Below are 25103 nucleotides of genomic sequence, written 5' to 3' on the forward strand. Positions count from 1 at the left end.
TAGCTTGTAAAGCCGTTTTAAACCTCGTTTTATGTAAGGGCACTTGTGATCATCGTGTGAGATGATGGCATCATTGAATGAGCATAGGATAGATGTGATGGATATTTTATTATTGAGTAACGGTAAAATTGCAGGTAATACCCATGTAATGGAATTTGCGGGTGATGCAATTGTTGAGCAAGTTAAGCGAACTGGCGCTAAACATTTTCTTGTTATTCCTTATGCTGTGATTCGATCGAGTCATGATGATCGTGTGGCGATGGTACAAGCGACATTTGATCGTTTAGGTATTGATTGTGTTGCAACAGGTATTCATCAAGCAGCCGATCCAGTTAAAGCCATTGAGGAAGCTGAAGGAATTATTGTAAGTGGTGGTAATACATGGGTTTTAAATAAAAAACTTCATGACTTAGGTTTAGTTGGACCGTTACGTAAGGCGGTATTAGCGAAAGGTATTCCCTATATTGGTTGGAGTGCAGGTACCAATATTGGTTGCCCAACTATTCGTACCACTAACGATATGCCGATTGTCACCAGTGCAGTGCTAAGCTCACTTAACTTTGTTCCTTTCCAAATAAACCCGCATTATCTAGAAGCGTCGGTTGAAGGTCATATGGGAGAAACCCGTGATGAGCGTATTCAAGAGTTTTTAGAAGTGAATAAGCATGAGCCGGTTGTGGGGATTCCAGAAGGAACATGGCTGCAGTTATTAGATGGAGAGTTAAGCTACCACACAGCAAATGGTAAGCCATTAAAGCTATTCCAGTATGACGTTGAGCCTGTTTATTTTGAGGAAGGGCAAGATATTCAATTTATGATGGAATATAGCTGTTAATACATCAGACAATATTCTACTAAAGAAAAGCCAGCGTTATGCTGGTTTTTTTATAGTGGTTATGTGGAAGGCTTTCATTTTACAAAATTGCTCCCAGATGCTTATAAAATAATGCTTGATTTTTAGAATAGTAGATTTGACCAGTGTTTAACTTAGTTATCCACAAAAACTGTGGATAAGTGTGTTGATTTCATCTTGTAAACGTATTGGAGAGTGGTAGTTTGCATTCATCACTTTGTTATGTTTGAGAGGGATGATGATAAAAAGGTACTAATTTCAAATACTATTATTGACTAGATGCATATCTATAAGAGCCATTGTTAAGCAGACAGATATTACTGATGGTTGCTTTTCATTGAGCTAAAAAATTGAACAGAATAGGTATAAGCTGTGGATGTAAACGTTAATGTTTAATTGTTTTTTAAAGGTTAACGGTATGAAGCTTAGATGTTTCTTTGAAGGGGAGAGCATAATACGTGTTACAACATGGTCGGTCAATTGATCTGGATTCATTTTTCTGCTTTATATTAATATTTAGGTAATAATTTCATAAAAAGAGATAAAAAAAATCATATATTTTTTAATTTTTTTGCTCATTGTGAAATTCACCATTTAATAATATTAAATACAATATTGTTATTAATTAATGAGTTATGGTTTTATTTCTGCGGTGGTAAACATCAATATTCTGAAATTCAGAACGACATATAACCCTGGCTTATTTATCCTTCATTTATATTCACGTGGTAACTTTTACCTTGCCTGCCCTTCGCTTTATGATTCATTCCACATTAAGTTCCTGGATTCGAGTCAGGCATTTAAACTTATGATTTAAGATAAGGGTACTTAATGCCTACACGTCAAATTTAGCTTAACGTTTTGCTTATAAGTTGAGTTAGCTTTTTACAATATAATGTTGTTTGCTTCAATATTAGTTAGTTAAGACCCAAAGGGGGCTATTTACAGACTGTTGTAAATAGTTGTGGTCTTTTATTCTGTGAGTCATGTTTGGTGTTCAAACTCTTAGTATTCACTTAACTAATATTGAAGCTATTTTTTTATCTGCAATTTAGTTTCTTCATCGCAAGTATTTCCAGTAGTTGACATTACTAATGGTCTATCCACAATGTAAACAGTAATTTATTGCTGGATATGTAATTTATGAGCGACTTATTTTCTCTTGCTTCTGAATATTCACCATCAGGCGATCAACCTACCGCTATTGCTCAATTGGTTGATGGTTTAGATTCAGGACTAGCGCACCAAACGTTACTTGGCGTAACAGGTTCAGGTAAAACTTTTACCGTGGCTAATGTTATTGCCCAAGCTAATCGACCGACTTTGATCCTTGCACCAAATAAAACGTTGGCAGCACAGTTATATGGTGAGATGAAAGAGTTCTTTCCAAATAGTGCTGTAGAATACTTTGTATCCTACTATGACTATTACCAGCCCGAAGCGTATGTGCCTACAACGGACACATTCATTGAAAAGGATGCGTCGGTTAATGCGCATATTGAGCAGATGCGACTATCAGCAACCAAAGCATTAATGGAACGACGCGATGTTATTATTATCGCTTCTGTGTCTGCGATCTATGGTTTGGGTGATCCTGATTCTTACCTAAAAATGATGCTACATGTTCGGCGTGGTGATTTTCTTGATCAGCGTGACATTCTTCGTCGTCTGGCTGAGTTGCAATATACCCGTAATGATATGGCCTTTGAGCGCGGTACTTTTCGAGTTCGTGGGGAAGTGATTGATATTTTCCCTGCAGAGTCAGAAAAAGAAGCGATTCGTCTTGAGTTATTTGATGATGAAGTGGAATGTATTTCATCCTTTGATCCCCTGACTGGCAGTATCACGCATCGTGATATGCCGCGTACTACTATTTACCCTAAAACACACTATGTGACGCCACGAGAGAAAATCTTAGACGCGATTGAAGGGATAAAAAAAGAACTGGTTTTGCGCAAAGAGCAGTTTTTAGGAAACAATAAACTCGTCGAAGAGCAGAGAATTAGTCAGCGCACACAATTCGATATTGAGATGATGAATGAGCTAGGTTTTTGCTCTGGTATTGAAAACTACTCACGTTATCTTAGTGGGCGTGCTGAGGGTGAGCCACCACCAACATTGTTTGATTACTTACCTGCTGATGGCTTACTGATCATTGATGAATCACACGTAACTGTGTCGCAAATTGGCGCGATGTACCGTGGTGATCGCTCTCGTAAGGAAAACTTAGTTGAATATGGATTCCGTCTTCCTTCTGCGCTTGATAACCGACCGATGAAGTTTGAAGAGTTTGAATCGTTAGCGCCTCAAACGATTTATGTGTCAGCCACACCGGGTAATTATGAGATTGAAAAGTCGGGTAATGATATAGCAGAGCAGGTGGTACGCCCAACGGGATTACTTGATCCTGAAATTGAAGTACGCCCTGTTGGTACACAAGTGGATGATTTGCTTTCTGAAATACATATTAGAGAGAAAAAAGGTGAGCGAGTATTAGTTACAACCCTTACTAAGCGTATGGCAGAAGATCTCACTGAGTACCTTACAGAGCATGGTGTGAAGGTGCGTTACTTACACTCTGATATTGATACCGTAGAGCGGGTGGAAATTATTCGCGATTTACGATTAGGTGAGTTTGATGTGCTAGTGGGCATTAACTTATTGCGCGAAGGGTTAGACATGCCCGAAGTGTCATTAGTTGCGATTCTAGACGCTGATAAAGAAGGTTTTTTGCGATCTGAACGTTCATTAATACAGACGATTGGTCGAGCTGCTCGTAATATAGAGGGTAGAGCGATTCTGTATGGTGACCGTATTACAGGTTCAATGGCGCGTGCAATTAACGAAACCCAGCGACGTCGTGAAAAGCAAATTGAATATAACCTTGAGCACGGTATTACACCTCAAAAGTTGAATAAGAAAATTGGTGACATTCTTGAATTAGGCGCTCCAAGTTCACGAGGAAAGTCGCGAAATAGAGCGGCAGATCTTCACAAAGTGGCAGAAAGCAAAGGAACGTATTCAGCGCTTTCGCCACAAGAGCTCGAATCACAAATTCAAGTACTGGAAAAACAAATGTACGACTTTGCACAAAATCTTGAATTTGAACAAGCGGCAGAAACACGCGATAAGATCCATAAACTAAGGCAGCAATTTATCGCCAATAGTTAATTGGTTATTGGCTATTTTTCTTGTGGATCTTGAATTTTGGGTAAAAAAAAGCCAACCGATAAAAAAGGTTCGGTTGGCGTCATTGTTTTAGTGAAAAAAATCCACAAACAACGTCAGTTGGCTAGGTTGACTCTTAAATTAAGAGTCACGTTATATAAAGCATGTAGTGTGCCAACTTTTAAAAGTCGTATTTTTTTATACAATCCAGCGTGTTTTCTGTCTTTGGGTAGCACTTATTTGCTTGTGCTACAGCACAAATAAAAACAAATATTCGCAATTTGCGAATCAATTTGCGAGTCAATATGAGATAATTGAAAAAAAAGAAATCTATCCCCCATATTTTTTTCTATTGATTACAATTAGTTTAAGGGGCTTGTTTTAGGAGGAGCAATGGAGAGCAGAATGCAGCAACGCCAAGTATTAATGGTTGAAGATACAGCGTCAGTTGCGGCCTTGTACAAATCTTACTTAAACCCTCTTGGACTTAATGTAAGCATTGTTGGTACAGGGAAGGAAGCACTGAGCTTTATTCAAGATATAATTCCTGATCTAATTTTATTAGATCTCCGTTTACCTGATATGACGGGAATGGAAGTGCTTGAACGTGTGAGAAAAGAGCACGGTAATGTTCCTGTTGTAATAATGACTGCACATGGTTCGATTGATATAGCGGTTGAAGCTATTCGTTATGGCGCACAAGACTTTTTAATTAAACCTTGTGAGGCTGATCGATTACGAATTACGGTAAACAAAGCGCTTAAAGCCGAAAGTAAATCGAATACCAGTACTCAATCCAAGCAATCAGATGGAGCACAATACCAAGGATTTATTGGTAATAGTTTACCAATGCAGGCGGTATATCGCGTTATTGAATCTGCAGCTTCAAGTAAAGCGACGGTATTTATCACGGGTGAAAGTGGTACGGGTAAAGAAGTGTGTGCAGAAGCGATTCATGCAGCCAGCCCACGTCATGATAAACCGTTTATTGCTCTAAACTGTGCTGCTATACCTAAAGATCTCATTGAAAGTGAATTGTTTGGCCATGTAAAAGGTGCCTTTACAGGAGCTTCAACGGAGCGACAAGGTGCCGTTGAAATGGCACATCATGGTACGCTAATGCTTGATGAGCTATGCGAAATGGATCTTGATTTGCAAAGTAAATTGCTACGATTTATTCAAACTGGAACCTATCAAAAAGTCGGCTCATCAAAAATGAGTAGTGTTGATGTCCGTTTTGTTTGTGCAACTAACCGAAACCCTTGGGAGGAAGTGCAAGAAGGCAGATTTCGAGAAGATCTTTACTACCGTTTACATGTTATTCCTATCTCTTTACCGCCGTTACGGGAGCGTGGCGGAGATATTATAGAGATTGCTCATGCATTATTAGGTTTGATGTCGTTGGAAGAAGGTAAAAGCTTTAGTCGTTTTTCTGAGCCAGTTTTACGGTTATTTGAGTCCTACTCTTGGCCTGGTAATGTACGTGAATTACAAAATGTGATCCGTAATATTGTGGTTTTAAATACTGATGATGAAGTCAAACTTGAAATGGTTCCGCCGCCTATTAATTCAATTAACGGTGTAGAAATTGCATCTTATCCTAAGGCTCTACCTGAGAAAGTACAGAGAGAAAGCCTTGCTGATGAATCTATTTATTCACATGATCATCATAAAAATAAAATTGAGCCGCTCTGGGTTGTAGAAAAAAGAGCGATACAATGGGCGATTGATGCTTGCGATGGCAATATTCCAAGAGCCGCAGGCTTACTAGAAGTCAGTCCATCAACGATATATCGTAAATTGCAATCTTGGCAAGACACTAATACCAGTGCTAGGGAGATGGATTAAATGCCAACAACGATAAATTCTGAGACAATTAAACGCCTTGCTGATGAAGTTGGTGAGGACACCGTGTCATTGCTATTAAATGTTTTCAGTGATGAATTAGAACAGTATTCAAAGCAATTATCGGCACATCCTTCCGTTGATCAAATTGGCGAAATTAGCCATGCAATAAAAAGTAGCGCCGCAAGTTTTGGCGCGGACGATTTAGCATTAATGGCACAAGAATGTGAATATCGAGTAAAACAAGGACAAGATGATTGGATGATTGACCATTTGCCTGAATTTAGACAAATGGTCGAAGGTATGGTGGTTGAATATAAGCAACTAGCAGGAAACAATGAGCTTATCAACCGCATGCTTTAACTTGTCTCGGTCATGTCTCCACTCATGATTACTGGATGCAAGATCTTCAATTTGCAGATTAAATTTATTGTTTAAATCTGTATGAAGTTTATCGGTCAAGATTGTATCTATCTTGCGTCCATTCATTGCTCTTTCACACCAATGTAACATGGTCTCTAGTGACATTTTCCCAGCAGGGCCATGTTCCTTATCTAGGTTAGTAATAAACACGATTTGTGCGTTACTGTTTTTTAACGCGATACCTAAATCACGTAACAGTAAGATAGGCATAACGCTTGTTAAGAAACTACCAGGGCCGAGTAATATCAAATCAGCTTGATTGATTGCGTTTAAAGCTTCTTTTGTTGCCGGCACTGCGGGCTCAAGATAAAGACGTTTAGGTACTTCTTGTAATTCATCAACACTGGTTTCACCATTTATAATCTCGCCACTGTAGGTAATGGCAGCGAGATCTGATGGGTGTTCTGACATTGGAATGATCTGAGTTTCAACATTTAGCATATCTCGGATCAGATTAATGGCATCAAGTGGGCGAATTGAGAGGTTATCTAATGCTGTAAGCATTAAGTTACCGAGGTTATGACCATTCAACTCACCATTACCTTTAAAACGGTATTCAAAAATCATCGAACCAATCGATGGCTCTGTAATTAATTGATTAATACAGTTACGCATATCGCCCCAAGCAATACCGCCTTGGCAAGCTCTAATACGACCCGTTGAACCACCATTATCGGTTGTTGCGACAATACCCGTTACTTTTGAACCGTAACAAGAAAGCGAGGATAAGATCCGTCCTAGGCCATGACCGCCACCGATGGCAACAATATTCTTTTTCAATTTATCTGCCTTAAGTATAGTGTTGGCTTTTTAATATTGCTTATAAGCGTTCAGGTTATCAAAAAATGTATTGTATTGCATTTTTTGCTGTGTAAATTACCTGTGGTATCTCACTTAAAATAGATTAGTGGCTTGTTTTAATCATACTCATTAAATAATCGTAAGTATTCAAACAGGTTGGCTTATTGAGTAAATGCTGCTTATCGATAGTAGGTAACGGTAATATTTCTAACCAACGTTGACATAACCAGCTGAGGTTATTGAAGTCTTTGGATTTGTATAGCTCATCAAGATCAGGGAATTTTTCAAACATTTTCTTCAGCCGAATCGCAAGTAATTGTTGCTCTTTATTGATTGCGATTTCTTCCCAGCAGGGTAAAGGCGTCGTTTCTCCCCAAAAAACACCATCGGTTGTTTGTTTTATCGACTGGATCTTAAAGTTATTATGACCTGAAACGGTGAGTTTTATAAACGGGGAGCCTTGCTCTTGGTTGAAATCATCAATCGTGACACGAGTACCGATATGAAATAAATGTTGAGCTTCCTTTCGATTGCTATACATACAAATACCTAACCCATCTTTTGAAGCGAGTGCCGCTTTCAAGGTAGGTGTTTGATCGACTGGCGAGATATAGATTTGCATCCGACCAGTAGGAAGAACATGGCGCTTTTGAAAAAGTAGCGGTAATACTTTAGCCATAAGGAACTCCATAGTAAGATTAGCAATGCCTAGCTATGTAGACAATGCAAAACTAATGCCGACTAAAAGTTAAGGCGTTCACGTGGCTTTATCATTGAGTTCATGAGCTTTTAATCAAAGTGTGTCTGCTTTTGACTTAATTTTAAGTTAATCAAGCTTAATGTTGATTGCAGTTTGAAAATCAACATTTGCAAAATAACATTAGTTCAGTGTTATTTTTGACGCTCAATTATTGATAATGCCGTGTCGGTAGGAAGCAGTTCTAAATGCCCTAACTCATCAAAATACCAACCTTTTATGAGCCCTTTATCACGCATATCTATAAAACCATCAATGACTTGCTGAGCAGCATTTTGTGCTGACTCTGCATCAATACCGTCTTCTCGCTGTAAATAGAGAGCGATATCTTCGATTGAAGCCGATTCCATTATATTTGCCATAATACCCTCACTTTTATTGGTAAATTGTGGCTTAAATTATTAACTAGTATTGTCGTGATCTTACTCGAAAGGTAGAATACAGAGTGTTTTTTTCCAATATTTGTCAAATACGGAAAAACTCTGATACTTTTATATTAAGAAATGCTGTTGTGTAATATTATTTCAAGGAATGATTTGCTTTGCATAACTGCCATAACTCCGAGCATTTTTCACTAAGTTACTAAGTGATGTTGGACATTATATATACGTCCAAAAGTTGATAGGTGATTAATGCCAGTGACGATTTGTCACCAGGGTTTATTTAGAAATGAATTGACCTCCCGTATTTGGAAAGGTGTTCCGTGGCGAAACAATTAGAAGATAGTTTCCATCGTAAGTTTTACTACTTGCGACTCTCTGTTACAGATGTCTGTAACTTCAAATGTACCTATTGCTTGCCAGATGGCTATCATCCAACAGAAAAGAAAAAACCTTCTTTTCTAACATTGGATGAGATTCAGCGAGTTGCATCAGCGTTTGCTGAGTGTGGCACCAGTAAAATACGTATCACAGGTGGTGAGCCGAGTTTACGTCGTGATTTTACTGATATCATCAAAACGGTAGCTGAAATTCCTGGGATCAATAAAGTAGCGACAACCACTAATGGTTATCGTATGGCTAAGCACGTCCACGAATGGCGCGATGCTGGCTTAACGCATATCAATGTGAGTGTTGATAGTCTTGATCCTAAAATGTTTTATCAAATTACCGGTGAGAATATGTTCCATCAGGTAATGGATGGCATTGATGCGGCTTTTGATGCTGGCTTTGAGCAAGTTAAAATCAATACGGTACTTCTTAAAGACCTTAATTCACAAGAGTTACCTAAGTTTTTAGAGTGGATTAAAACTCGCCCAATTCAATTACGTTTTATTGAATTGATGCAAACTGGCGAAATGGACAGTCTTTTTCAAAATCATCACCTTTCAGGGGTGAGTATTCGTAATCATTTGATCGCTAATGGTTGGCTACTGAAAATAAAAGGTAGTAATGATGGCCCAGCACAAGTTTTTTGTCACCCCGATTATATGGGCGAAATTGGCTTGATCATGCCTTACGAAAAGAATTTCTGTCAAAGCTGCAACCGTTTACGAATTTCTGCGAAAGGCAAATTACATCTTTGTTTGTTTGGTGAACAAGGTGTTGAGTTGCGTGATTTACTGGCAAGTGATGATCAAAAAGAATTATTAATTGCACGTATTCAAGCAGGGCTAGGTGAAAAAGCGGTAAGCCATTTCTTGGATGAAGGCAAAACAGGTATGACGCCAAACCTAGCATCCATTGGCGGTTAATTCTGTCTACTTTTCCTAATTTTAGAGAACCTAGTTGAGATAAATATCTCTACTAGGCTTCGTATCGCTTCGTTGAGGAACGATTAAATAATGAATCAATTTACACACATTAATGCATCAGGTGAAGCCAACATGGTTGATGTTTCTGCTAAAGCGGAAACCGTTCGTGAAGCACGTGCAGAAGCTTTTGTTCATATGGCAGCAGAAACGTTAGAGCTGATTGTGTCAGGTCAGCATCATAAAGGTGATGTGTTCGCAACAGCGCGCATTGCTGGCATTCAAGCGGCCAAAAAAACATGGGATCTGATCCCACTTTGTCATCCGTTGCTACTTTCGAAAGTTGAAGTACAGTTAGAAGCGATTCCAGCTGAAAACAAAGTCCGTATTGAGTCTTGCTGTAAGCTAGCGGGTAAAACGGGTGTAGAGATGGAAGCATTAACTGCTGCTTCTGTTGCTGCATTAACGATTTATGATATGTGTAAAGCGGTACAAAAAGATATGGTAATTAGCCAAGTGCGTCTGCTAGAAAAAACAGGCGGTAAATCAGGTCACTTTAAGGTAGAAGCATGATTAAGGTTCTCTTTTTTGCTCAAGTAAAAGAGCTTGTAGGTACTGATAGCCTTGAAATTGATATGGTTTATTCTACAGCTGATGCGCTACGTGAAGCATTGGCAACACGTGGCGATAAATGGCAATTGGCATTAGAATCAGGCAAGTTACTTGTTGCTGTCAATCAAACTATTTGTTCACTAGATACGCCATTAACTGATGGTGATGAAGTCGCATTTTTTCCACCAGTAACAGGGGGATAAGTGATGATTTCTGTTCAGTTTGATGATTTCTCGGTTGCTGATGAATATGAAAAGTTAGCAGAAGGCACAGAAGCTGGTGCCGTTGTAACTTTTATCGGTAAAGTACGTGATTTTAACCAAGGTGATGCCGTAACGGGGCTATCTTTGGAGCATTATCCTGGAATGACGGAAAAATCGCTTCAAGAGATCGTTGATCAAGCACACCAACGTTGGCCATTGCTTAAAACACGTGTCATTCACCGTGTAGGTGATTTGGCATTAGGTGATCAGATTGTGTTTGTGGGTGTAACAAGTGCCCACCGTGGCGCAGCTTTTGAAGCGTGTGAGTTCATCATGGATTTTTTAAAAACCCGTGCACCTTTTTGGAAAAAAGAACAAACACCAGAGCAAAGCCGTTGGGTGGATGCTCGAGAAACGGATACATCAGCCGCTGAACGCTGGAAATAGCAAATGAATAAAAGAAAGGAGCCGCAAGGCTCCTTTTTTTTACTTATAAAGCAGTAGATGGTTCTAGGTTATTGCGATTGATCATTCTTCTTGTTTTTATCACGTGTTATCACGCTAGATGGTACGTAATTAGGGCGAAAACGTGATGGGCTTGGGCGTGACGCACAACCTACTGGTCTCATAGAATACTCTTTAAAATGGAATTAAGTGGGTTATTCTTTAATATTTTTTAAATAAAGCATAAATACTTTACATTAATAATATTACCCCTCTTTTTTATGTTTTGTATGTAAAATCATGGATAAACATGTCGATATAATAAAACTATCTATCAGTGAAATTGTTAATCATTTTTAGTTATTTAAAAATAAGAAATAAAGTTTTATGGCAGATTAGAGGCGAACTGTGTAGATGTGTGCCATATTTTAAATGCGGTTAGTTATTAAATAGAAATTAGTTGCTGGTGTTAGACCAAGCAGGATAAGTGGTAATTGAGGTCTACTGGCATAGCTTGACAGCGGAGGGTTCAATGAAGCACAGACGCGTATCTAATAAAAAAATGAAACAAATTATGCATGATATTGGTATGACAGATCAGCCAGAGGATAATGAGTCGCAATTGTTATTAGAGCAAAGAGAGCAATCAGTAAGTGACGATAAACAATTGATTCAGTTAGATAGCGAAAATAAGTAATTTCCACATATTTCTTATAATAGTTGAATAAAAAAGCATCGATAGTATCGATGCTTTTTTGTGCGTGAAACAAAAATGTAAATATAATGTTGCTTTAGTGTTTGGTTTTTTAGGTTTCATAAGCTGTATTTTGGGTTTTTATTGAGTTTATTTACTGCTTATTTGGTTATATGTTGGTTTTATATAGTGTTATTTTCTATTTTTTGAGTGTTTATAGAAATGAAACGTTAATTACATTGTTATTAATAGTATTAAAAACTAATGAATAGTGATCTTATTAGCATAAAGAAGCTTTTAATTGTTAAAATATGGTAAATATATTTATATTCTGGTAACGTTTTGAATAATTCTTCGGTTTGATCGGCCTGTTTTAGGATAAAAACTAGCCAATAAAGCTATTTAGAGTAGCCAAATGAAGAACGTCACGGACGTAATAAACTGATGTATTGGAGTAATGCATGTACAAGAATAAAATCACTCAAGCACTCATGATGAGTGCAAGTTTTGCCGTAGCCGCCACTTCTTTTTCTTCTTTTGCGGCACAAGTTCCCTCTGATGTAAAACTTGCTGATAAGCAAGAGCTTGTTCGCGGTAATGGAACCGAGCCAGAATCGCTAGATCCGCAAAAAGTATCAGGTGTACCTGAATCAAATGTTATTCGTGATTTACTTGAAGGGTTAGTAAACCAAGATAGTAAAGGTAACTTAGTACCAGGTGCCGCTAAGTCGTGGGATACAACAGATAATAAAACTTGGATCTTCCACCTTCGTGAAGATGCAAAATGGTCTAATGGCGATCCTGTAACAGCTGAAGATTTTGTTTATACATGGCGTCGTTTAGCGGATCCAAAAACAGCATCTCCTTACGCGTCATATATTCAAATGACAACAATGGCAAACGCCGAAGATATCATTGCAGGGAAAAAACCAGCAGATACATTAGGCGTTGAAGCGGTTGATACACATACTTTAAAAGTAACATTGGATAAGCCAGTGTCTTACTTCGCATCCATGCTTGTTCATACTTCAATGAAACCTGTAAATCAAAAAGCAGTGGAAAAGTTTGGCGATGATTGGACGAAAGTAGGTAACTATGTATCTAACGGTGCATACAAGTTAGATAAGTGGGTGGTTAACGAGCGTATTGTACTGACTCGTAATGAGAATTACTGGGATAACAAAGATACCGTTATTAACAAAGTAACGTTCTTACCGATTGAAAACCAAGTTGCTGCAATGAACCGCTTCTTAGCGGGTGAGCTAGATATGACGTACGAAATGCCAAACGAGCACTTTAAACGTCTGCAAAAAGAATACCCACAAAATGTGAAAGTTACGCCATATCTATGTTCGTACTACTACGAATTTAATATGACACGTAAACCTTTTGATGATGCAAACGTACGTAAAGCACTGTCATATGCCATTGATCGTGATGTATTGGCGAAATTTATCGTAGGTAAAGGAGAAACGCCAGCTTACAACTTTACACCATTGGCAACCAATGGCTTAGACGTTGATATGCCTGAGTACTCGAAGCTTGATCCAAAGCAACGCTTAGCGAAAGCAAAAGAGTTATTGAAAGCGGCGGGTTACGACCAAAATAATCCTCTGAAATTTAGCCTGCTTTACAATACATCTGAAAACCACAAGAAAGTGGCTGTTGCGATAGCTTCAATGTGGAAAAAAGGCTTAGGCGTTAGTGCAACGCTAGAAAACCAAGAGTGGAAGAGCTACCTCGATGCTAAACGTCAGGGGAACTTTGATGTTTCACGTGCAGGCTGGTGTGGTGACTACAATGAAGCATCAACATTCCTAGCTATTATGCGAAGTGATCATTCACAAAACTACCCGAAATATTCAAGTGCTGATTACGATAAAGCGATTGATGATGCGGTACTAGCAACAACAGATGCACAGCGTTCTGCTGATTATAAACAAGCTGAAGCAAAACTTGCTGCAGATATGCCTATCATGCCTATCTACCATTATGTCAATGCGCGCTTGGTTAACCCTCAATTAGGCGGTTACCCAATGGAAAACCCAGAAGATAATATCTACTCAAAAGATATGTACTTCACAGCGAAATAATTCGCGCTAAATAAAAATAATAATATGCAGCCTTCGGGGAATGAAGGCTGCTTTTGCACTCACAGCAATTACACGGTAGCGTTTATGTTTAAATTCATAGCTAAACGGATTTTAGAAGCCATACCGACTTTATTGGTATTGATCACAATTTCTTTCTTCTTGATGCGCTTTGCACCAGGTAATCCTTTTTCAAGTGATCGTCCTCTTCCACCTGAGGTTATGGCAAATATCGAAGCGAAATACGGCTTAGATAAACCAGTTTTAGAGCAATACACCACCTATCTTGGCAATATTGTCCAAGGTGATTTTGGTCCGTCTTTTAAATACAAAGATTTCACTGTTAACGAGTTGGTGGCAAAAGCCTTACCTGTATCGGCAAAAATTGGCTTCTTCGCCTTTATTTTTGCGTTAGTGATGGGGGTAGCTGTTGGCACTATTGCGGCGTTGAAACAAAATACCTGGCTCGATTATACAATTATGTCGACAGCGATGGCGGGGGTGGTTATGCCGTCCTTCATTCTCGCACCGGTTCTTATCTACATATTCTCGATTAAGCTGCAGTGGCTACCTGCGGGTGGTTGGCAAGACGGCTCTACAAAATTTGTGTTGCTACCGATGTTTGGTATGGCGCTTCTCTACGTCGCCACGTTTGCCCGTATTACTCGTGGTAGCATGATTGAAACGTTAAACAGTAACTTCATTCGTACTGCGCGTGCGAAAGGGTTAAGTTACCCTTACATCGTCATTAAACACGCTTTAAGGCCTGCACTTCTTCCTGTTGTTTCTTATATGGGGCCTGCTTTCGTTGGCATCATTACGGGTTCTGTCGTTATCGAAACCATTTTTGGTTTACCGGGTATTGGTAAGCTATTCGTAAATGCAGCGTTTAACCGTGATTATTCGTTAGTACTTGGTATTACTATTTTGATTGGTTCATTAACCATTATCTTTAACGCCATTGTGGATATTGTTCTCGCAACAATTGACCCTAAGATCCGTTACTAAGAGGCTAATAATTATGATGTTAATGAAAAAAGATAGTGTAGAAGCCTTAGAGAACTTTTCAGAAAACTTGGAAATTGAAGGCCGTAGTCTTTGGCAAGATGCGCGTGTGCGTTTCATGCGAAATAAAGCGGCAATGATTTCTTTAGCGATTTTATTCTTAATTACCTTTGCTGTTATTTTCGGTCCAATGTTTAGCCAGTATGCGTTTGATGATACTGACTGGTATGCGCTACATGCAGCGCCATCACTCGGTGCTGAAGGGCACTTTTTTGGTACTGATAGTTTAGGCCGTGACTTATATACTCGAACTCTGATTGGTGGGCGGATCTCACTGATGGTCGGTATTTTAGGTGCATTAGTCGCGGTGGTGATTGGTACGCTATATGGTGCCGCATCGGGATTCATAGGCGGTCGAACTGACCGTGTGATGATGCGTATTCTAGAGATTTTATATTCAATCCCATTTATGTTCTTCGTGATTGTTTTAGTGACGTTTTTTGGTCGTAACATCATGTTGATATTTATTGCGATTGGTGCCATTTCATGGCTCGACATGGCCCGTATTGTTCGCGGTCAAACCCTGTCTTTACGTGGTAAAGAGTTTATTGAAGCAGCCCATGTTTGTGGCGTGAGTCGCTGGCGTATTATCACTCGCCATATTGTGCCTAACGTCTTAGGTATTGTGGCGGTTTACTCAACGTTACTTGTTCCGTCAATGATTCTGACTGAATCTTTCCTTAGCTTCCTAGGCTTAGGGGTACAGGAACCAATGACAAGTTGGGGTGCTTTACTACAAGAAGGTTCACAAACAATGGAAGTGGCTATTTGGCAGTTGATATTCCCTGCAAGTTTCATGGTTGTGACACTGTTCTGTTTTAACTACGTGGGTGACGGCCTACGTGACGCATTGGATCCAAAAGATAGATAACTGGATGAAGCTGGTTGGCAACACATGCTGCTAGAACAATAAAGTTGATCAGCTTGCTTCATTATAAGGACGTAATATGAGCTTATTAGATGTAAAAGATCTGCGTGTCGAATTTACCACGCCTGACGGTATTGTTACTGCGGTTAACGATCTTAATTTCTCGCTGAACCTTGGAGAAACCTTGGGTATTGTAGGTGAATCAGGTTCAGGTAAAAGCCAAACCGTTTTTGCCATCATGGGGTTACTGGCGAAGAACGGTAAGATCAGTGGTAGTGCTAAATTTGAAGGTAATGAAATTTTAAATATGCCTGAAAAGGCGCTGAATAAAATTCGTGCAGAACAAATCGCGATGATTTTCCAAGACCCGATGACATCGCTAAATCCCTATATGAAAGTGAGCGATCAGCTCATGGAAGTATTAATGCTGCACAAAAACATGAGTAAGTCTGAAGCGTTTGAAGAGTCTGTTCGCATGTTGGATGCGGTTAAGATCCCAGAAGCACGTAAACGGATTGGCATGTATCCGCATGAATTTTCAGGCGGTATGCGCCAGCGTGTGATGATCGCAATGGCGTTATTGTGTCGTCCTAAGTTGTTGATTGCTGATGAGCCGACAACAGCACTTGATGTAACCGTTCAAGCACAGATCATGGAATTACTGAATGATTTGAAGAAAGATTTTAATACTTCAATCATAATGATCACTCACGATCTTGGTGTCGTCGCAGGAAGCTGTGACAAAGTACTTGTGATGTATGCCGGTCGAACGATGGAATACGGTAAGATCAATGATATCTACTATCAACCAAGCCATCCTTATACCGAAGGTTTATTGCGTGCTATCCCTCGTTTAGATACTGAAGGGGAGGAGTTACCAACTATTCCTGGAAATCCGCCGAATTTATTACGTTTACCTACGGGGTGTCCATACCAAGATCGATGTCATCGTGTATCAGCACGTTGTAAACAAGAGTCGCCGATCTTAACTCCGTTCGATGATGGTCGTTTACGCGCGTGTTTTTCTGATATGAGGGCATGGTAATGAGCACAGAAAAGAAATTATTATTAGATGTAAATGATCTTAAAGTTCACTTCAACATTGCAGCAAAATCTGCTTGGCCATGGACACCGCCACTTAAATTAAAAGCCGTTGATGGCATTAATATCCGTATTTATGAAGGTGAAACACTCGGTGTAGTGGGTGAGTCTGGCTGTGGTAAATCCACTTTTGCTCGTGCTGTTATTGGTTTAGTTGAAGCAACGGATGGGCAAGTGGTCTGGCTTGGTCAAGATTTGACAAAGTTGAAGCGTGAAGCTTTACGAGAGAAGCGTAAAGAAATTCAAATGATCTTTCAAGATCCATTAGCATCATTAAACCCACGTATGACGGTGGGTGAAATTATTGCAGAGCCATTAAAAGCGTTTTATCCAAAGCTTTCAGCTGATGATGTAAAGCAGCAAGTACAAGCGATGATGACTAAAGTGGGTTTATTACCTAACGTGATTAACCGTTATCCTCATGAATTTTCTGGCGGGCAGTGTCAACGTATTGGTATTGCGCGGGCATTGATCTTAAAACCTAAAATGATCATTTGTGACGAGCCGGTATCAGCACTTGATGTATCGATTCAGGCTCAGGTAGTTAATCTACTTAAATCGTTACAAAAAGAGATGGGTCTTAGTTTGATTTTTATTGCTCATGATCTTTCGGTTGTGAAGCATATCTCTGATCGTGTGTTGGTGATGTACTTAGGTAATGCGGTTGAGATGGGGGAAAGTGAAGCCCTATTTGCTGAGCCTCAGCACCCTTATACCAAGGCATTAATGTCTGCTGTGCCAATCCCAGATCCAGAATTGGAACGTAACAAGCATATCGAATTGCTTGAAGGGGATTTACCGTCACCAATGAACCCCCCTTCAGGCTGCGTATTTAGAACCCGTTGCCCAAATGCCACATCATTGTGTGCAGAGCAACAGCCGCAACTAAAAGGTAACGATGTTCATGCGGTGTCATGCTTACATGTAGCGTAAATTGTGTTTAATTACAAAAAGCGGCTTTCTATATAGAAGCCGCTTTTTTATTGGTAATTTTTCAGTTGCTCTGTGATGTTCTTATTTTGATACAGAATATGCACAGCGCGTTTTAACGCATTGTTTACGCTTTCATTCTTTGTGACTTCAATGCAATCTGCCGTGATATTCTTCTGTACATTATGCTCGCAAACACGACGTTGATTGATAATAATGAAAACCGATTGGCCATTAAATTTCAGTACTTAAACCGCAAGCAATAGCGGAAGATAAGAAAATATATTTGTCTTTGATCTCGCTAAAGCGGTTTTAAAATCAGAAGACATTAAATAGTTAGATGTTTTTTGCAAAATTCAGTCACTTTAAGAAGATATCTTAATTACAGGTCATACCGATTATCAAGGGAGTGATAGCTATAATGAAGCTTTATCGCTGCGTCGTTCACTTGCGATTGAAAGCTATATAAAAGTGCGAATTGATGAAAGTTATTATCAGTTTGAAGTGAAATATTTTGGTGAGAAGAATCCCATCGTGAAGGACACTGCTTAAAAGCTAATCATTGAACTGTTGTGGTTTGGTGATGTTCACGGAAGTCTAATGGATAAATTCGAGATAAAGAAAAGGCGAGAAAGGTCACCCTTCTCGCCTTTTTTAATCCCGTTTAGAACGACATTATAGCTTGTCAGTTAGCTTAACAGCATCACCAATGTAGTTTGCTGGTGTTAGCTCTTTTAGACGTGCTTTTTCATGCTCAGGTAGGTCAAGACCATCGATGAATACACGCATACCTTCGCCATCAACACGCTTACCACGAGTTAGCTCTTTTAGCTTCTCGTATGGCTTTTCGATACCGTAACGACGCATTACTGTTTGTACAGGCTCTGCCAATACTTCCCAGTTCTTATCAAGCTCTGCTGCTAACGCATCAGCGTTAACTTCTAGCTTGCTAATGCCTTTCAGTGTTGATGTGTAAGCAATAATTGCATAACCACAACCTACCCCTAGGTTACGAAGTACTGTTGAGTCAGTTAGGTCGCGCTGCCAGCGAGAAACAGGCAGTTTTTGTGCTAGGTGACCGAAGATAGCATTCGCTAGGCCAAGGTTACCTTCAGAGTTTTCAAAGTCGATTGGGTTAACTTTGTGCGGCATGGTTGATGAGCCGATTTCACCTGCAATCGTCTTCTGCTTGAAGTGACCTAGTGCAATGTAGCCCCAAACGTCACGGTCAAAGTCTAGAAGAATTGTGTTGAATCGTGCGAATGCATCGAATAGCTCTGCGATGTAATCGTGTGGTTCAATCTGTGTTGTGTAAGGGTTCCAAGTGATACCTAGAGAGGTCACGAACTCTTCACTGTATTGGTGCCAATCGATTTCAGGGTAAGCTGAAAGGTGAGCGTTGTAGTTACCTACAGCGCCGTTGATCTTACCAAGAATTTCAACGTTTTCGATTTGCTTGTATTGACGTTCCATACGATACGCCACGTTAGCCATTTCTTTACCCATTGTAGATGGAGAAGCTGGCTGACCGTGAGTACGAGTAAGCATTGGAATATCACGGAATTGATTTGCTAGATCTTTGATCGCATCAATCACGTTACGTACTTCTGGTAGCATCACTTTTTCACGTGCTTCTGTCAGCATAAGCGCGTGAGAAAGGTTGTTAATATCTTCTGAAGTACATGCAAAGTGGATGAATTCGTTAACAGCGTGAAGCTCTGGCACTTCAGCTACTTTTTCTTTTAAGAAGTATTCAACCGCTTTAACATCGTGGTTTGTTGTACGCTCAATCGTTTTAATGCGTAATGCATCTTCTTCACTAAACTCAGCGGCAACACGATCTAAGAATGCGTTAGCTTCAGGGCTGAATGCAGGAACTTCCACAATAGCGTCAGTAGCGGCTAATTTTTGTAACCAACGGATTTCAACGATTGTGCGGTACTTTAGCAGACCAAATTCACTGAAAATGCTGCGTAGTGCGCTTGTTTTACTTCCGTATCGGCCATCTACTGGGGAAACAGCAGTCAATGCTGACAGTTCCATATTGGGTCTCTCCTGATTTATAAGGGTTAAAACAATTTGTTCATCTAGCTAAGGGATAAGCCAAAGCTAGATGTTATGAATATTTACATCGTCGCTTTTAGTTACGCGCAAGCAAGATTTTTGCTTGCTCGATCATTTGTTTACGACCAAACAATAGGTGGCGACGTTTGCCGCCGACTTGACGCCACAGTACCGCACCACGAACAGCCGCTAGTAATAATGCACGGACTTTATGCTGTACGTGAGATTGTTGTAATTGCGCAGGTGTGCCTGATACTTGGATACGAGGGCCAAGTGGGCTAATAATATCGAGGTAAACACTCGCGATATTACTGAGCATTTGCTCGTCAAGTAGCTCGAAGTGATCACGCTGGCGTTTAAGCATATCAATGCGATCACCAAGCTGAGACATACTATCTCGACGACTTTCCAACTTACGTTCTAATGCCATCACACTGACTAAGTAGCGAGTAATTTCACTACCTGACGTGCTATTGTCGATATCACGCACCATGGACTCTAAGCCCATGCGTAGGTTTTCTTCATTTCCATAGACAGCAATAGTATTGTTTGGTGTTGTTTCAACAATACTATTTAATGTTGCGGCTAGAATATCGTTGTCACAGCTACCATTCTTGGCAACTTCCTGAACCAGTTTTACCGCTTGGCAAATACCAGCAAAGGCGATTGTTCGATCATAAACAGTGTAAGCCACGGTGAAACTCCTTTAAATTCGCTCTTCAATAATGCCGCCACCTAGGCAGATTTCACCGTTGTAGAATACCGCGGATTGACCTGGAGTAACTGCAATTTGAGGCTCATCAAAAATCACTTTAATGGTTTCATCATCCACAGGAATGATGGTGCAAGGAATGTCTTGCTGGCGGTAACGTGTTTTCACCGTACAAGCCATTGTTTCACGAATTGGTTGACGATCAACCCAGTGCAATTGCTTCGCAATTAAACCGTTTGATTTTAGGCGCGGGTGATCTTTGCCTTGGCCAACAATCAATAGGTTGTTTTTAACATCTTTATCAACCACATACCATGCATCTTCGTGACCATTACCACCTTTTTGACCACCAATATGTAAGCCTTTACGTTGGCCTAGAGTGTGGTACATCAAGCCTTGGTGTTCACCAATTTCTTTCCCTTCGTCAGCGGTAACAATTTTACCTGGCTGAGCGGGTAGATATTTGCCTAAGAACTCAGTGAATTTACGCTCACCGATAAAACAGATACCTGTTGAATCTTTTTTCTTCGCTGTAATTAAGCCTTGCTCTTCTGCAATGCGACGAACTTCTGGTTTCTCGAGTTCACCAACAGGGAATAAGCTACGTGCGATCTGCTCATGACTTAAGGTGTACAAGAAGTAGCTTTGGTCTTTGTTATTATCTACACCACGTAACATTTGTGGTTTATCGCCTTCCGCTGTCGGGAAGCTACGACGGGTGTAGTGACCCATAGCAATGTAATCAGCTTCAAGTACTTCGTCTGCAAATTCAAGGAATGCCTTAAATTTGATTTCCTTATTACATAGAATATCTGGGTTTGGTGTACGACCGGCTTTGTATTCAGCTAGGAAGTACTCGAAAACGTTATCCCAGTATTCTGCTGCAAAGTTAATGGTGTGCAGAGGAATACCCAGCTTGTCACATACAGCTTGTGCATCAGCGAGATCTTCTGCAGCAGAGCAGTATTCGTCGTTATCGTCTTCTTCCCAGTTTTTCATAAATAAGCCTTCAACTTGATAACCCTGTTGAAGGAGTAGGTAAGCGGATACCGATGAATCTACGCCGCCGGACATGCCGACAATGACTTTCTTTTGGCTGTTATCTGACATATTTCTCTTCAGTCGCTAATTTAGTGTTAAGAGCGTAATTCTAACAGAAAGCATTGAGCTGAAACAGATCGAGAGCAGAATCACACTTCAATAAATAAGTGACATAGCGCAATGCGCTGTCTTGTATCATTGCTGAAATTAAAAAATTACTACTAATACAATGGGTAATAGCCAAATAAGCCGTGAATATAAAGTATAAGTAGACTGTTTTTTTAGTTGCGCAAACGTTTGCTATTTAGGTCGATAATAATAGATATAGTGATGAATGTGTAGTTTTTTTGAAGAGAAAGAGTGTTTTACATTTTAGTTGGTAATCTGTGTGATTTGAGAGAAGAAACAATCACACAGATAAATAGCAGCGTTTACAATTGTTCACTGGTGGCTAATGTGACCTCTCGCCACTCACCAGGTGCAAGATCATTGACCGTCCATTGTGCCATTTGATGGCGAATTAGGCGTAATGTTGGATGGCCGATATGCGCGGTCATACGGCGAACTTGGCGATTACGCCCTTCTTTTAGTGTAATAGCAAGCCATGTCGTTGGAATGTTTTTACGTTCGCGAATGGGGGGATTACGATCCCATACCATTGGTGATTCAATGACTTCAACACCTGCAGGCAGTGTCATGCCGTCTTTTAATTCTACGCCATCACGTAAAGCTTGCAGATTAGCTTCTGTTGGTGCGCCTTCAACTTGTACCCAATACACTTTTGCTTGCTTTGATTTGGGCTGCGTTAACCTAGCTTGTAACACACCATCATTGGTTAAAACTAACAAACCTTCACTGTCTTTATCTAAGCGTCCAGCGGGGTAAACATCTTTTACTGGAATAAAGTCTGCAAGTGTACTGTCACCCGGTTCACCAGAAAACTGGGTCAAAGTGTTAAAGGGTTTGTTAAATAAAATGATCTTTTGTGGACCGCGAGCTCGCTTCGGTTTATTTAATTTTCTTGATGCCCTGCGCTCATTATTGGCACGTTTAGGTTGACGAATCATGGTATTTGGCTTCATAAATACTGCCGTAATGGAGATTTGTAGTATAGACAGGTCTATTATACGTGAAAATAACACAATTGGCGTACCGTTAAAATTTCAAGTATGATTTGCTCGCATCTTACAAAAAGATAACAAATGGACGCTAGGAGATTAAAATGGATAGTAAAGTAGTTGTACCAGTTGAAGGTCAGAAAATTACCCTAGATTCTGATGGTAAATTGGTCGTTCCTAACAACCCAGTCATTCCTTACATTGAAGGTGATGGTATTGGTGTTGATGTAAGCCCTGCAATGATTAAAGTTGTCGATGCAGCTGTAAAGAAAGCCTACGCTGGCGATCGTAAAATTGAGTGGATGGAAATCTACACAGGTGAAAAGTCTACACAGATTTACGGTGAAGATGCTTGGTTACCTCAAGAAACATTAGACTTTATCCGTGAATATAAAGTAGCGATCAAAGGCCCACTGACAACACCTGTTGGCGGTGGTATTCGCTCACTGAATGTAGCATTACGTCAAGAGCTAGATTTATACATCTGTGCTCGTCCTGTTCGTTACTTTGATGGTGTTCCAAGCCCACTTAAGCAACCAGAGCTAACTGACATGGTTATTTACCGTGAAAACTCTGAAGATATCTATGCGGGTGTTGAATTCCAAGCGGGCACTGCTGAAGCGGATAAAGTAATTAAATTCCTACAAGAAGAAATGGGTGCAACTAAAATCCGTTTCCCACAACAATGTGGTGTAGGTATCAAGCCTGTATCTGAAGAAGGCACTAAGCGTTTAGTTCGTGCTGCAATTCAATACACAATCGATAACGATCGTGACTCACTAACGTTGGTACACAAAGGTAACATCATGAAGTTCACCGAAGGTGCCTTCAAAGATTGGGGTTACGAAGTTGCGCTACAAGAGTTCGGTGCTGAACTACTTGATGGTGGCCCATGGATGACTCTAAAGAATCCAAATACGGGTAAAGAAATCATCGTTAAAGATTGTATTGCTGATGCATTCTTGCAACAAATCCTACTTCGCCCTGCTGAATACGATGTTATTGCAACGATGAACTTAAACGGTGATTACGTTTCTGATGCACTTGCAGCACAGGTTGGTGGTATTGGTATCGCACCTGGCGCAAACATTGGTGATGGCATTGCATTATTTGAAGCAACGCACGGTACTGCACCTAAGTACGCAGGTCAGGATAAAGTAAACCCTGGTTCACTTATCCTTTCTGCAGAAATGATGCTGCGTCACCTAGGTTGGGTTGAAGCTGCAGATCTAATTATTAGTTCAATGGAAGCTGCGATTAGCAACAAAACAGTGACTTATGATTTCGAGCGTCTAATGGATGGCGCAACATTACGTAAGTGTTCTGAATTTGCTGATGATATGATTGAACAAATGTAATTTAATCATTACATATAGATATGAGCCCAGCACTGCTGGGCTTTTTTGTATGCAAAAAACACAGTTTGTCTGCTTGTTAGGCATTCAGAGTAATGGTTCGTGCTTAACTTCTCAAAGGTGATATTTGGCTATGAGTCAATGGTTTTCATCGCTGATTATTTCGCATATGATGAAAACAGAGCAGGAAAATTGTTAAAAATATGTTTGTATTTGAGCGGTGGGGAGTGCTTTTTTAGTCATGCACTTTTTATTCATAATATGTTGGTATATTTCTCTGGTACAGAACAAGATTAGCGAATAACCATGTGGTGGGTGTACTTTTAATGTCCATTGAGGCATTGGATCATAGACAAGTAAACACATTATTATTATTGTCTGTTAATAATGCGGTAGATGTTGAGATAGAAGGGACTAAAAATTAAAGGCGAGAGAAACTCACCTTTATTATACACAATGTGGTAGATACAAGATTACTTAGCTTCATCACCTTCAGCGAGGATGATTTCGCTAGCATGATAGCCTTTGGGGCCTGTTTGCACTTCATAGTTAACTTGTTGTCCCGCCTTAAGTGTTCTATATCCTTCCATCTGGATTGTAGAGTAGTGGGCGAAGATATCATCTTCTCCATCCTCAGGGCAGATGAAACCAAAGCCTTTGGCGTTATTGAACCATTTCACTGTACCTGTTGCCATGCTATTACATCCCTCTTGCATTCAACTTCCATTTGGCATTAGCTATATACCAATACATTTGAATATTTGCATACTAATGCGTTTTGATGCAGATTATATCTACTACAGGTAACACTTTAGTAAAAAGAGCAAGTCAGTCAAGTGTTCTTTGTAACATTTTGATAAAATCTTTTTTGTTGGCTTCTCTATAGCCAGCTTGTGAACTAATGAACTAAGATGAAACTATGAGTAAGTTATACGAATGGATTAGCCCTGACTCCGATATTTTAGAAGAGGAAGAGATTCAGGTTAAGCCACCATCGATGTACAAAGTAATTTTGAATAATGATGATTACACACCGATGGATTTTGTGATAGAAGTGTTACAAACTTTCTTCTCCATGGATCTGGAGAAAGCTGCTCAGTTAATGCTAGCTGTACATTATGAAGGCAAAGCTATTTGCGGAACTTTCACGGCAGAGGTAGCAGAAACAAAAGTAGCGCAAGTAATGATGTACGCACGCGAACATGAACATCCGCTGTTGTGTACTATGGAAAAAGCATAATCTTTTTCCGGCACGCCATTTTTAGTGGT

Annotated in this window: 25 protein-coding genes and 1 riboswitch; of the genes, 17 read left to right on the forward strand and 8 right to left on the reverse strand. The window is 39.9% G+C overall.

Annotation, left to right across the window (positions count from 1 at the left end; genetic code table 11):
- Nucleotides 1-97: 97 nt before the first annotated feature.
- The 4 genes from pepE to C9J42_RS02890 all read left to right on the forward strand — a co-directional run bounded on the left by pepE (nt 98) and on the right by C9J42_RS02890 (nt 6229).
- The gene (gene pepE, locus C9J42_RS02875) at nt 98-835 is read left to right on the forward strand and encodes a dipeptidase PepE (protein WP_107206152.1); all 738 of its coding nucleotides are present in this window, start codon (nt 98-100) and stop codon (nt 833-835) included.
- A gap of 1161 nt (nt 836-1996) precedes the next feature.
- Entirely contained in the window at nt 1997-4024 is a 2028-nt protein-coding gene (gene uvrB, locus C9J42_RS02880; protein ID WP_107206153.1) for an excinuclease ABC subunit UvrB, read from the forward strand.
- Nucleotides 4025-4426: 402 nt separating this feature from the next.
- Complete coding sequence (gene luxO / locus C9J42_RS02885) at nt 4427-5869, forward strand: quorum-sensing sigma-54 dependent transcriptional regulator LuxO (protein ID WP_107206154.1); 1443 nt, start codon at nt 4427-4429, stop codon at nt 5867-5869.
- Nucleotides 5870-6229, forward strand: a complete 360-nt coding sequence (locus C9J42_RS02890) for an Hpt domain-containing protein (RefSeq protein WP_107206155.1) — start codon at nt 5870-5872, stop codon at nt 6227-6229.
- Here the strand turns inward: C9J42_RS02890 and yvcK are convergent.
- From yvcK to C9J42_RS02905, 3 genes are all read right to left on the reverse strand, one after another.
- Complete coding sequence (yvcK, locus tag C9J42_RS02895) at nt 6191-7087, reverse strand: uridine diphosphate-N-acetylglucosamine-binding protein YvcK (protein WP_107245893.1); 897 nt, start codon at nt 7085-7087, stop codon at nt 6191-6193. The two genes, C9J42_RS02890 and yvcK, sit on opposite strands and share 39 nt — an antisense overlap.
- A gap of 106 nt (nt 7088-7193) precedes the next feature.
- A complete protein-coding gene (locus C9J42_RS02900) occupies nt 7194-7769 on the reverse strand; it encodes an LON peptidase substrate-binding domain-containing protein (RefSeq protein ID WP_107206157.1) in 576 nt (191 codons plus the stop codon).
- A 212-nt stretch (nt 7770-7981) separates the two neighbouring features.
- The gene (locus C9J42_RS02905) at nt 7982-8209 is read right to left on the reverse strand and encodes a hypothetical protein (protein ID WP_107206158.1); all 228 of its coding nucleotides are present in this window, start codon (nt 8207-8209) and stop codon (nt 7982-7984) included.
- A 184-nt stretch (nt 8210-8393) separates the two neighbouring features.
- Nucleotides 8394-8562: riboswitch (molybdenum cofactor riboswitch) on the forward strand.
- Between C9J42_RS02905 and moaA the strand changes: the two genes are divergently transcribed.
- The 11 genes from moaA (at nt 8536) to C9J42_RS21685 (ending at nt 18096) form a co-directional block, all read left to right on the forward strand.
- Complete coding sequence (gene moaA / locus C9J42_RS02910) at nt 8536-9540, forward strand: GTP 3',8-cyclase MoaA (RefSeq protein WP_158259265.1); 1005 nt, start codon at nt 8536-8538, stop codon at nt 9538-9540. Its footprint overlaps the riboswitch before it by 27 nt.
- 90 nt (nt 9541-9630) lie before the next feature.
- Complete coding sequence (moaC, locus tag C9J42_RS02915) at nt 9631-10110, forward strand: cyclic pyranopterin monophosphate synthase MoaC (RefSeq protein ID WP_005368821.1); 480 nt, start codon at nt 9631-9633, stop codon at nt 10108-10110.
- Nucleotides 10107-10352, forward strand: coding sequence for a molybdopterin synthase sulfur carrier subunit (moaD, locus tag C9J42_RS02920; RefSeq protein WP_107206160.1), 246 nt, complete (start codon nt 10107-10109; stop codon nt 10350-10352). The genes moaC and moaD overlap by 4 nt, the downstream gene beginning before the upstream one ends.
- Nucleotides 10353-10355: 3 nt before the next feature.
- Nucleotides 10356-10799: a molybdopterin synthase catalytic subunit MoaE gene (gene moaE, locus C9J42_RS02925; protein ID WP_199189316.1), complete on the forward strand. Its 444-nt coding sequence runs from the start codon at nt 10356-10358 to the stop codon at nt 10797-10799.
- 529 nt (nt 10800-11328) lie between these two features.
- Nucleotides 11329-11493, forward strand: coding sequence for a hypothetical protein (locus C9J42_RS02930; RefSeq protein WP_199187014.1), 165 nt, complete (start codon nt 11329-11331; stop codon nt 11491-11493).
- A 458-nt stretch (nt 11494-11951) separates the two neighbouring features.
- A complete protein-coding gene (locus tag C9J42_RS02935; protein ID WP_107287148.1) occupies nt 11952-13583 on the forward strand; it encodes an ABC transporter substrate-binding protein in 1632 nt (543 codons plus the stop codon).
- Between the two features lie 84 nt (nt 13584-13667).
- Nucleotides 13668-14588, forward strand: a complete 921-nt coding sequence (gene oppB / locus C9J42_RS02940; protein WP_107206163.1) for an oligopeptide ABC transporter permease OppB — start codon at nt 13668-13670, stop codon at nt 14586-14588.
- Between the two features lie 16 nt (nt 14589-14604).
- Nucleotides 14605-15516 carry an oligopeptide ABC transporter permease OppC gene (oppC, locus tag C9J42_RS02945; RefSeq protein WP_107206468.1) on the forward strand — a complete coding sequence of 304 codons (912 nt, stop codon included), beginning with the start codon at nt 14605-14607 and terminating at the stop codon, nt 15514-15516.
- 76 nt (nt 15517-15592) lie between these two features.
- Entirely contained in the window at nt 15593-16558 is a 966-nt protein-coding gene (locus tag C9J42_RS02950; protein ID WP_107206164.1) for an ABC transporter ATP-binding protein, read from the forward strand.
- Entirely contained in the window at nt 16558-17547 is a 990-nt protein-coding gene (gene oppF, locus C9J42_RS02955) for a murein tripeptide/oligopeptide ABC transporter ATP binding protein OppF (protein WP_107206165.1), read from the forward strand. Before C9J42_RS02950 ends, oppF begins: the two co-directional genes overlap by 1 nt.
- A 378-nt stretch (nt 17548-17925) precedes the next feature.
- Nucleotides 17926-18096 carry an OmpA family protein gene (locus C9J42_RS21685; protein ID WP_304589615.1) on the forward strand — a complete coding sequence of 57 codons (171 nt, stop codon included), beginning with the start codon at nt 17926-17928 and terminating at the stop codon, nt 18094-18096.
- Between the two features lie 123 nt (nt 18097-18219).
- On the opposite strand, the gene purB is transcribed toward C9J42_RS21685, so the two are convergent.
- The 4 genes from purB to C9J42_RS02980 all read right to left on the reverse strand — a co-directional run bounded on the left by purB (nt 18220) and on the right by C9J42_RS02980 (nt 22443).
- Nucleotides 18220-19587: an adenylosuccinate lyase gene (purB, locus tag C9J42_RS02965; RefSeq protein WP_107206166.1), complete on the reverse strand. Its 1368-nt coding sequence runs from the start codon at nt 19585-19587 to the stop codon at nt 18220-18222.
- Nucleotides 19588-19684: 97 nt separating this feature from the next.
- Entirely contained in the window at nt 19685-20302 is a 618-nt protein-coding gene (hflD, locus tag C9J42_RS02970; protein WP_005368793.1) for a high frequency lysogenization protein HflD, read from the reverse strand.
- 12 nt (nt 20303-20314) lie between these two features.
- Entirely contained in the window at nt 20315-21430 is a 1116-nt protein-coding gene (gene mnmA, locus C9J42_RS02975) for a tRNA 2-thiouridine(34) synthase MnmA (protein ID WP_107206167.1), read from the reverse strand.
- Between the two features lie 362 nt (nt 21431-21792).
- The gene (locus tag C9J42_RS02980) at nt 21793-22443 is read right to left on the reverse strand and encodes a pseudouridine synthase (protein ID WP_107206168.1); all 651 of its coding nucleotides are present in this window, start codon (nt 22441-22443) and stop codon (nt 21793-21795) included.
- Nucleotides 22444-22583: 140 nt separating this feature from the next.
- Here C9J42_RS02980 and icd point away from each other — a divergent pair, with 140 nt between their 5' ends.
- Nucleotides 22584-23837, forward strand: coding sequence for an NADP-dependent isocitrate dehydrogenase (icd, locus tag C9J42_RS02985; protein ID WP_107206169.1), 1254 nt, complete (start codon nt 22584-22586; stop codon nt 23835-23837).
- A gap of 470 nt (nt 23838-24307) precedes the next feature.
- On the opposite strand, the gene cspD is transcribed toward icd, so the two are convergent.
- Nucleotides 24308-24529, reverse strand: a complete 222-nt coding sequence (gene cspD, locus C9J42_RS02990) for a cold shock domain-containing protein CspD (RefSeq protein ID WP_005368784.1) — start codon at nt 24527-24529, stop codon at nt 24308-24310.
- Nucleotides 24530-24753: 224 nt separating this feature from the next.
- Here cspD and clpS point away from each other — a divergent pair, with 224 nt between their 5' ends.
- Complete coding sequence (clpS, locus tag C9J42_RS02995) at nt 24754-25074, forward strand: ATP-dependent Clp protease adapter ClpS (protein ID WP_006646582.1); 321 nt, start codon at nt 24754-24756, stop codon at nt 25072-25074.
- Nucleotides 25075-25103 lie beyond the last annotated feature (29 nt).

The organism is Photobacterium sp. GB-56 (genome assembly GCF_003026105.1).
Classification (GTDB): Bacteria; Pseudomonadota; Gammaproteobacteria; order Enterobacterales; family Vibrionaceae; genus Photobacterium.

Bases quoted from the DNA above. Each gene is read 5' to 3' on its own strand.
- pepE (WP_107206152.1), top strand. From the start codon at position 98: ATGGATATTTTATTATTGAGTAACGGTAAAATTGCAGGTAATACCCAT.
- uvrB (WP_107206153.1), top strand. From the start codon at position 1,997: ATGAGCGACTTATTTTCTCTTGCTTCTGAATATTCACCATCAGGCGAT.
- luxO (WP_107206154.1), top strand. From the start codon at position 4,427: ATGCAGCAACGCCAAGTATTAATGGTTGAAGATACAGCGTCAGTTGCG.
- C9J42_RS02890 (WP_107206155.1), top strand. From the start codon at position 5,870: ATGCCAACAACGATAAATTCTGAGACAATTAAACGCCTTGCTGATGAA.
- C9J42_RS02900 (WP_107206157.1), bottom strand. From the start codon at position 7,769: ATGGCTAAAGTATTACCGCTACTTTTTCAAAAGCGCCATGTTCTTCCT.
- C9J42_RS02905 (WP_107206158.1), bottom strand. From the start codon at position 8,209: ATGGCAAATATAATGGAATCGGCTTCAATCGAAGATATCGCTCTCTAT.
- moaC (WP_005368821.1), top strand. From the start codon at position 9,631: ATGAATCAATTTACACACATTAATGCATCAGGTGAAGCCAACATGGTT.
- moaD (WP_107206160.1), top strand. From the start codon at position 10,107: ATGATTAAGGTTCTCTTTTTTGCTCAAGTAAAAGAGCTTGTAGGTACT.
- moaE (WP_199189316.1), top strand. From the start codon at position 10,356: ATGATTTCTGTTCAGTTTGATGATTTCTCGGTTGCTGATGAATATGAA.
- C9J42_RS02930 (WP_199187014.1), top strand. From the start codon at position 11,329: ATGAAGCACAGACGCGTATCTAATAAAAAAATGAAACAAATTATGCAT.
- C9J42_RS02935 (WP_107287148.1), top strand. From the start codon at position 11,952: ATGTACAAGAATAAAATCACTCAAGCACTCATGATGAGTGCAAGTTTT.
- oppB (WP_107206163.1), top strand. From the start codon at position 13,668: ATGTTTAAATTCATAGCTAAACGGATTTTAGAAGCCATACCGACTTTA.
- oppC (WP_107206468.1), top strand. From the start codon at position 14,605: ATGTTAATGAAAAAAGATAGTGTAGAAGCCTTAGAGAACTTTTCAGAA.
- C9J42_RS02950 (WP_107206164.1), top strand. From the start codon at position 15,593: ATGAGCTTATTAGATGTAAAAGATCTGCGTGTCGAATTTACCACGCCT.
- oppF (WP_107206165.1), top strand. From the start codon at position 16,558: ATGAGCACAGAAAAGAAATTATTATTAGATGTAAATGATCTTAAAGTT.
- purB (WP_107206166.1), bottom strand. From the start codon at position 19,587: ATGGAACTGTCAGCATTGACTGCTGTTTCCCCAGTAGATGGCCGATAC.
- mnmA (WP_107206167.1), bottom strand. From the start codon at position 21,430: ATGTCAGATAACAGCCAAAAGAAAGTCATTGTCGGCATGTCCGGCGGC.
- C9J42_RS02980 (WP_107206168.1), bottom strand. From the start codon at position 22,443: ATGAAGCCAAATACCATGATTCGTCAACCTAAACGTGCCAATAATGAG.
- icd (WP_107206169.1), top strand. From the start codon at position 22,584: ATGGATAGTAAAGTAGTTGTACCAGTTGAAGGTCAGAAAATTACCCTA.
- cspD (WP_005368784.1), bottom strand. From the start codon at position 24,529: ATGGCAACAGGTACAGTGAAATGGTTCAATAACGCCAAAGGCTTTGGT.
- clpS (WP_006646582.1), top strand. From the start codon at position 24,754: ATGAGTAAGTTATACGAATGGATTAGCCCTGACTCCGATATTTTAGAA.